This is a genomic window from Bradyrhizobium sp. P2_E8, from assembly GCF_056403875.1.
The window spans coordinates 1-7,895 of record NZ_JBFUES010000273.1 but is presented as its reverse complement, the minus strand read 5'-3'; the positions used below and the strand labels follow the sequence as shown (position 1 = coordinate 7,895).

Here is a 7,895-nt window from a genome sequence, read left to right as displayed (position 1 = left end):
TCTCGACACCGTGCTGGCGACCAGCGACGTGGTGTCGCTGCACCTTCTGCTCAACGACGAGACGCGCGGCATGATCACGCGCGAGAAGATCTTTGCGATGAAGCCCGGCGTCATCCTCATCAACACCGCCCGCGCCGCGGTCGTCGACGAGGCCGCCATGATCGACGCGCTGAAGTCCGGCCACATCCGCCATGCCGGCCTCGACGTCTTCAACATCGAGCCCCTGCCCGGCGATCATCCGCTGACAAAACTGCCGAACGTGACGCTGTCGGCGCATTCGGCGTTCCGCACGCCGGAGGCGAGCGAAAACCTGATTGAAGCGGCATGGGTCCACTGCCGCCGGATCGTGAAAGGATAAGAGCAACAACAATGGCCGACTATCGCACCATCAAGGCAGAGCCGCTCACCAACGCCGTCCGCGCCATCGTCAAGGCCGGCGGCTCCACGGACCGAGAAGCCGAGCTCGTCTCCACCAACCTCGTCGAGGCCAATCTTAGGGGACATGACTCGCACGGCGTCGGCATGATCCCGCGCTATGTCCAGAGCGTCACCAACGGCGGCCTCGCCGTGAACCAGCACGTCAAGATCGTGCTCGACACTGGTCCGCTTCTCACCCTCGACGGCCTCACCGGCTACGGCCAGGTGATCGGCCATGAAGCGATGGAGCTGGCGGCAGAGCGCGCAAAGCGCAACGGCGTGTGTCTCGTCGGTCTCGCCAACTCGCACCACATCGGCCGCATCGGCCACTGGGCCGAGCAGTGCATCGACCACGGGCTGGTCTCGATCCACTTCGTCAATGTGATCTCGCGCCCGATCGTGGCCCCCTGGGGCGGCAGCGATGCGCGCCACGGCACCAATCCGTTCTGCGTCGGCATCCCGCGCAGGGGCAAAGAGCCGATCGTCCTCGACTTCGCCACCAGCAGGATCGCGCAGGGCAAGACCCGCGTCKCCCACAACAAGGGCGTCGAACTGGAGCCCGGCACCATCATCGACAATGAAGGCAAGCCCACCACCAATCCGCGCTACACCGTGATCCCGCCATACGGCGCTATCCTGCCGTTCGGCGAGCACAAGGGTTCGGGGCTCGCGCTCGTGTGCGAAATCCTCGGCGGCGCGCTCTCCGGCGGGCAGGTGGTCAAGGGCCCCTCCGACGGCAAGTACAACGTCCTCAACGGCATGCTCTCGATCGTCATCGACCCGAACAAGCTCGGCACCGGCGAAAATCTTGCGAGCGAGGTCGAAAGCTTCGTCGCCTGGCACACCGGCTCGCCGCCCGCTCCCGGCGTCGACAAGGTGCTGATCGCCGGCGATCCCGAGCGCGAGACCAAGAAAAAGCGCCTCGCCGAAGGCATTCCGGTCGATCCGACCACCTGGCAGGAGATTCTCGCGGCCGGGCAGAAATTCGGGCTGGATCAGGCCGCGATCGAGAAGATCGTCGGCTAGTCGGAACGAGGCAGATCGATCGGCATCATCCAGGCCTCCCGTACAATTGCGCAGGGCGATATGGACTAATGCGAAGCTCGTGCCGCGGATTTGAACCGGCCCGCCTTGTCTGGCGACAACGCGGATATCCCGGCTCATACCGCCTCAGAGGCTCACATGCTCTCCCGTCTCGCAAAGCTCGTATCCGGCTCCAGCGCGCCGTCGCCCGCGGCCGACCTCTACCGGCATCGACTCGCCATCTATGAAAGCGAACTTGGCGAGCCCGAGCGCAGCTTCACCGACAGCGCGGAGCGCCGCATCGACATCCACGCCTTTGGCCGCGATTTCGTGCCGGTGTGCCAGGAGGGATCTGACGAAGGCTACGTGCTTCTGACCAACGGCATGAGCGAGCAGCGGATGCCGGGATCACATGGCGACGCCAAGCCGCGTGCCGAGCTGATGTGGTACGTCCGCGAGCCGACAGAGGAGGTTTGCGCCAATCTGCGCTGGCTGGCCAATCTGCCGTTCATCGACACAACCTGGTTCGGCTTCGGCCATCGCGTCGCGCTGCCGTGGCCGCCGGTTGCAGGAACGGACTTCCAGACGTTTCTGTTTCTGACGCCGGTCATCGGCCCCGATAAGGAGATCGCCGAGGCGCTGGAGATCGCGGGCGATCCGGTGGAGATATTGACCGTGAACCTGATCTCGCATCAGGAGCTCGCACTGATCAAGTCCAGGGGGCTCGATCCGTTTCTCGATCTGCTCGATGAGAACGACTATCCGCCGATCTTCGATCCGGCGCGAAAATCGTATGTGTAGGGTGGGTTAGCCGAGCGGATGCGCGAAGCGCATCTGCTCGGCGTAACCCACCTCTTCTGTCTCTGCGGATATGAACAGCGGAGGGTTACGCCTTTGGCTAACCTACCCTACGCCGTTCGCCTCGCCTTAATCCACCATCTCCGCGACCGCCTTGCCGCAGGCCGTGGTGTCGGCGTTGCCGCCGAGATCCCTGGTGCGCAGCGTGCGTTCGGCGAGCGTGCGCTCGATCGCATCGACGATCGAGCGCCCGGCTTCCTTCTCGCCGAGATGCTCGAACATCATCGCACCCGACCAGATTGCGCCGATCGGGTTGGCGATGCCCTGCCCCRCAATGTCAGGCGCCGAGCCGTGCACCGGCTCGAACACCGATGGGAAATCGCCCTCGGGATTGATGTTGCCTGATGGCGCGATACCGATGGTGCCGGTGCAGGCCGGGCCGAGGTCGGAGAGGATGTCACCGAACAGATTGGAGCCGACGACAACGTCGAACCAGTCCGGATGCAGCACGAAGTTCGCCGTGAGGATGTCGATGTGGTACTTGTCCCACTTCACGCCCGGGAATTTCTTGGCCATCGCCTCCACGCGCTCGTCCCAATAGGGCATGGTGATGGAGATGCCGTTCGACTTGGTCGCCGAGGTCAGGTGCTTCTTCGGCCGCGACTGCGCGAGCTCGAAGGCGAATTTGAGGATGCGGTCGACGCCGGTGCGGGTCATCACCGTCTGCTGGGTGACGAATTCACGGTCGGTGTCCGGGAACATGCGGCCGCCGACGGAGGAATATTCGCCTTCGGTGTTCTCGCGCACCACCCAGAAATCGATGTCGCCGGGCTTGCGGTTCGCCAGCGGCGAGGGCACGCCGGGCATCAGCCGCACCGGGCGCAGGTTCACGTACTGGTCAAACTCGCGGCGGAATTTGATCAGCGAGCCCCACAGCGAGACGTGATCCGGGATCTTGGCCGGCCAGCCGACGGCGCCGAAATAGATCGCGTCGTGCTTGCCGATTTTTTCCTTCCAGTCATCCGGCATCATCTGGCCGTGCTTCTCGTAATAGTCCCAGGACGAGAAGTCGAAATGGTCGAAATGCAGGGACACGCCGTGCTTCTTCGCCGCTGCCTCCAAAACGCGCAGGCCCTCGGGCATCACTTCCTTGCCGATGCCGTCGCCTGGAATGACCGCGATCCGGTATTGTTTCTTGCTCATCGAGAACGTCCTTGGTTGGTCCGGCAGCCGCCGTCTTTTGATCGCCCTGCAATGAACCAAAGTCGCGGGCAGTGCAACGCTGCACTGCAATGTTGACCGTGGCACGGCCGACCGCCTACTGATTTCATTGTGTTCCCATCTTGCGAGTAACCCCCATGGATCTGCATCTGCGTGGCAAGCGCGTCCTGATCACGGGCGCGTCCAAGGGCATCGGCGCCGCCGCCGCCGAGGCGTTCGCCGAGGAAGGCGCGCATCTCCTGCTCGCCGCGCGCAGCGGCGATCAGCTCAAGGCGCTGGCGGATCGCTTGCGGTCTGCTCACCAGATCGACGCCGCGACGAGCATCGTCGACCTGCGCAAGAACGACGACATAGCACGGCTGGCCAAGGAGGCCGCCGACATCGACATCCTCGTCAACAATGCCGGCGACATCCCCGGCGGCTCGATCGACAAGATCGACGAGGCGACCTGGCGCCACGCCTGGGAATTGAAAGTGTTCGGCTACATCAACCTCACGCGGCAGATCTACGCCCAGATGAAGGCGAAGGGCGGCGGGGTCATCGTCAACGACATCGGCGCGGCCGGCGAGAAATTCGACGCCAATTACATCTGCGGTAGCGCCGGCAACGCCGCATTGATGGCCTTCACCCGCGCGCTCGGCGGCAAGAGCCTCGCCGATAACATCCGTGTGGTCGGCATCAATCCCGGTCCCGTGGGCACCGACCGCCACGTCACGCTGCTCAAGACGCGGGCCAAGCACCAGTTCGGCGACGAGAGCCGCTACAGGGAATTCCAGAAGAGCCTGCCGCTCGGCCGCCCCGCGCATGCGCGCGAGATCGGCGACCTGATGGCGTTCCTGGCGTCGGATCGCGCCGGCTATACGTCCGGGGTAATCTACACGGTGGATGGCGGCATCAGCGCGGGTTGGGGTTAATTCTATCCCTGTCATTGCGAGCGCAGCGAAGCAATCCAGACTGCTACCGCAGATACATTTCTGGATTGCTTCGCTGCGCTCGCAATGACGATTGAATAAGCATAGGAGTATTATAGTTGTCTCAAGACCTGATCCGCGAAACCGCCTGCACCGTCGTCGACAAGCTGCGGTCCGGCGACGTCTCGCCGCTCGAACTGCTGGATGTGCTGGAGAAGCGCATCGCCGAGGTCGACGGCAAGGTCAACGCGCTGCCGACGCTGTGCTTCGATCGCGCGCGGGCCAATGCGAAGGCGTTGATGCAGAAGCCGGCCGGGGCGCGCGGACTGCTCGCAGGCCTGCCGGTGCCGATCAAGGACCTGACCGACGTCGCCGGCGTGCTGAACACGCAGGGCTCGCCGATCTTCAAGGACAACATCCCTGCGAAGTCCGACCTGATGGTCGAGAACCTCGAGGCCAATGGCGCAGTCGTCTACGCCAAATCGAACACGCCGGAATTCGGCGCCGGCGCCAACACCTTCAACGAAGTGTTCGGCGCCACGCTCAATCCCTGGGATACGTCCAAATCGGCAGCGGGCTCTTCCGGCGGCGCGGCCGTGGCGCTTGCGACCGGCATGGCCTGGCTCGCCCAGGGCTCCGACATGGGTGGCAGCCTGCGCAGCCCGGCGAGCTTCTGCGGCATCGTCGGCATGCGGCCGAGCATCGGCCGCGTCGCACATACCCCTAAATCGGGTATCGATCGCAATCTCGGCGTCGTCGGCCCGATGGCGCGCAATGTCGAGGATCTCGCCCTGCTTCTGGATGCCATGAGCGGCGACTATGCGGACGATCCGCTCTCGCTGCCGGCCCCCGCAACCTCGTTCCTGTCGGCGGCCCAAGCGGGCAAGAAACCGAAGCGCATCGCCTACTCGCCCGATCTCGGCATCACCCCGGTCGATCCGGAAGTGAAGGCGATCACCCGCAAGGCCGCCGAACGTTTCGCGGAGGCGGGCGCCATCGTCGAGGAGGCGCATCCGGACTGGCGCGAGGCGCATGAATGCTTCCACGTGCTGCGCGCCTTCGATTTCGCGATCACCAAGGCCAATCTGCTGCGCACCAAGCGCGACCTGCTCAAGCCCGAGGTGATCTGGAATATCGAGGAAGGCCTCAAGCTCACAGTCGAGCAGCTCGCGCGCGCCGAGGCGCAGCGCGTCGGCATGACCGCCCGCGCGGTCGAGTTCTTCCAAAACTATGATCTGCTGCTGGTGCCGACGACGATCGTGCCGCCCTTCCCGATCGAAAACCGCTACGTCGCCGAATGCGACGGCAAGAGGTTCGAGAACTACATCGAATGGCTCGGCATCGTCTACGCCATCACGCTCGCCTGCTGCCCGGCGCTGTCGCTGCCCTGCGGCTTCACGGCATCGGGCCTGCCGGTCGGTTTGCAGGTGGTCGGCGCGCCACGCGCCGACGCCCAGGTGATTGCCGGGGCGAAGGTGCTGGAGGATATCCTGGGCGTGCGCGGGACCACGCCGATCGATCCGCGGGTGAAGAAGTAAGGCGAACCGCGCGCCGCGCGCCCGATGCACTCCCTCGCCCCGTTCTTACGGGGAGAGGGTTGGGGTGAGCGGCTGCTTCCGCAAACGCGGTAACAGCTGGACTCGCGGAGACTCCCCCTCACCCGGAATTTGCTGCGCAAATTCCGGCCTCTCCCCGCGAGCGGGGAGAGGCGAAGGATCACCGCCCGCTCGTCGCCTCCAGGCCGCGGCTGTAGCGCGACATCGCGAAGCAGAACACGAAATAGATCGCCGCGACGAAGATGTAGACCTCGACCGAGAACTGCTGCCAGGCCGGATCGATGATCGCCGTCTTGGCTGTCGTCAGCAGGTCGAAGATGCCGATGATCAGGACGAGGCTGGTATCCTTGAAGAAGGCGATGAAGGTGTTGACCAGCGGCGGGATGACGTGGCGGATCGCCTGCGGCAGGACGATCAGCCGGTGCTTGCGCCAATAGGACAGCCCCAGCGCATCGGCGGCCTCGTATTGTCCGCGCGGCACGGCCTGAAGGCCGCCGCGAATGACTTCGGCAAGGTAAGCGCCCGCGAACAGGATGATCGCGATCTGGGCGCGCAGCAGCTTGTCGATGTTGAAGCCACTGGGCATGAACAGCGGAAACATCACGCTCGCCATGAACAGCAGGCTGACCAGCGGCACGCCGCGGATCAGCTCGACATAGAGCACGCTGAGCGAGCGGATCGCCGGCAGCTTTGAGCGACGGCCGAGCGCAACGAGGATGCCAAGCGGGAAGCCGAAGGCGAGACCGAACGTCGCCAGGATCAGCGTCACCGGCAGTCCGCCCCAGCGGTCCTGCGATACGAAGGACAGGCCGAACACGCCGCCCCACATCAGCACACTGATCAGCGCCAGCACACCGATCCAGAGATAGACCAGCTCGCGCCGCCAGAAGGCACGACGGCTGGAGAGATAGAACAGCGCAATGAACAGCACCACCGACAGTGCCGGCCGCCATTGCTCGTCGAACGGATAGGTGCCGAACAGGATGAACCGATATTTCTCGGGGATGATCGCCCAGCAGGCGCCGAAGCCGCGGACGGCACGGCACGCGCTGGAATCGTTCGCGGGCGTCAGCCACACTGCATTCGCGATGCCCCACTGCACGAAGCTGAAGATACCCTTGGCGAGGATCGCCAGCAGCACGACCGACAGAATGCCGTTGGGGATCGACGAGAACAGATTGGTGCGCAGCCAGCGCAGCACCGGATTTCCCATCTGAGGACGGCGCGCGGCGCGCGGTGCATCCGGAGTATCGGTGATCGCCGTCATGCTCAGCGCTCCACCAGCGCGATACGCGAATTGTACCAGTTCATGAAGAAGCTGATGCCGAGGCTGATGGTCAGGAACACCGCCATGATCAGCGCGATCGCCTCGATCGCCTGCCCGGTCTGGTTCAGCGTGGTGTTGGCGACCGAGACCACGTCCTGGTAGCCAATCGCGACCGCGAGCGAGGAGTTCTTGGTCAGGTTGAGGTATTGGCTCGTCATCGGCGGCACGATCACGCGCAGCGCCTGCGGCAGGATGATCTGCCGCAGCATGAAGCTGCGGCGCAGGCCGAGCGCGTTGGCGGCATCCCACTGCCCGCGCGGAACCGACTGGATGCCGCTGCGCACGATCTCGGCGATGAAGGCTGAGGTGTAGGTGACGAGCGCAATCAGCAGCGCAAAATATTCCGGGGCCAGCGTCAGCCCGCCGACGAAGTTGAAGCCGCGCAGTTCGGGCCATTCGATCGCCCAGGGCACGCCGAGCAGCACCGACACTGCGGCCGGCAGCACGACGATGAGGCCGAGCGCGAACGGCCATGCCGATCGCGGCTTGCCGTCCCGCATCTGCTGCGCGATCTGCCACCGTCTGAAGACATAGAACACGGCGCAGCCCAGCGCGGCGGTGCCGAGCACCCAGAGCTGCGGCACCCCGATCGGGATCGCCGGCAGGATCAGGCCGCGATTGGAGAGGAACACCCCTTCGAGC

Annotated in this window: 8 protein-coding genes; 5 read left to right on the top strand and 3 right to left on the bottom strand. The window is 64.6% G+C overall.

The genetic code is table 11. The features are described from left to right. The 3 genes from AC1D00_RS16990 to AC1D00_RS16980 all read left to right on the top strand — a co-directional run. Positions 1 to 358, top strand: a 358-nt coding sequence (locus AC1D00_RS16990; RefSeq protein ID WP_477011470.1) for an NAD(P)-dependent oxidoreductase, incomplete at its 5' end; no start/stop codon positions are given. A gap of 11 nt (positions 359 to 369) precedes the next feature. Then, positions 370 to 1,443, top strand: coding sequence for a malate/lactate/ureidoglycolate dehydrogenase (locus AC1D00_RS16985; protein ID WP_477011469.1), 1,074 nt, complete (start codon positions 370 to 372; stop codon positions 1,441 to 1,443). A 156-nt stretch (positions 1,444 to 1,599) separates the two neighbouring features. Continuing rightward, entirely contained in the window at positions 1,600 to 2,241 is a 642-nt protein-coding gene (locus tag AC1D00_RS16980; RefSeq protein ID WP_477011468.1) for a suppressor of fused domain protein, read from the top strand. A 126-nt stretch (positions 2,242 to 2,367) separates the two neighbouring features. On the opposite strand, the gene AC1D00_RS16975 is transcribed toward AC1D00_RS16980, so the two are convergent. Continuing rightward, complete coding sequence (locus AC1D00_RS16975) at positions 2,368 to 3,441, bottom strand: tartrate dehydrogenase (protein WP_477011467.1); 1,074 nt, start codon at positions 3,439 to 3,441, stop codon at positions 2,368 to 2,370. A 155-nt stretch (positions 3,442 to 3,596) separates the two neighbouring features. Between AC1D00_RS16975 and AC1D00_RS16970 the strand changes: the two genes are divergently transcribed. Together AC1D00_RS16970 and AC1D00_RS16965 are read left to right on the top strand one after the other, a co-directional pair. After that, positions 3,597 to 4,373 (top strand): SDR family oxidoreductase, encoded by a 777-nt coding sequence (locus AC1D00_RS16970; RefSeq protein WP_477011466.1) that lies wholly within the window; start codon positions 3,597 to 3,599, stop codon positions 4,371 to 4,373. 116 nt (positions 4,374 to 4,489) lie between these two features. Beyond that, on the top strand, positions 4,490 to 5,908 hold the full coding sequence (locus AC1D00_RS16965) for an amidase (RefSeq protein WP_027544012.1): 1,419 nt from the start codon (positions 4,490 to 4,492) through the stop codon (positions 5,906 to 5,908). Between the two features lie 178 nt (positions 5,909 to 6,086). Here AC1D00_RS16965 and AC1D00_RS16960 read toward each other — a convergent pair whose 3' ends face one another. Then, entirely contained in the window at positions 6,087 to 7,193 is a 1,107-nt protein-coding gene (locus AC1D00_RS16960; RefSeq protein WP_477011465.1) for an amino acid ABC transporter permease, read from the bottom strand. A 2-nt stretch (positions 7,194 to 7,195) separates the two neighbouring features. Continuing rightward, on the bottom strand, positions 7,196 to 7,895 hold a 700-nt coding region (locus AC1D00_RS16955), incomplete at its 5' end, for an ABC transporter permease subunit (protein WP_477011464.1).

Bases quoted from the DNA above. Each gene is read 5' to 3' on its own strand.
- AC1D00_RS16970 (WP_477011466.1), top strand. From the start codon at position 3,597: ATGGATCTGCATCTGCGTGGCAAGCGCGTCCTGATCACGGGCGCGTCC.
- AC1D00_RS16960 (WP_477011465.1), bottom strand. From the start codon at position 7,193: ATGACGGCGATCACCGATACTCCGGATGCACCGCGCGCCGCGCGCCGT.
- AC1D00_RS16980 (WP_477011468.1), top strand. From the start codon at position 1,600: ATGCTCTCCCGTCTCGCAAAGCTCGTATCCGGCTCCAGCGCGCCGTCG.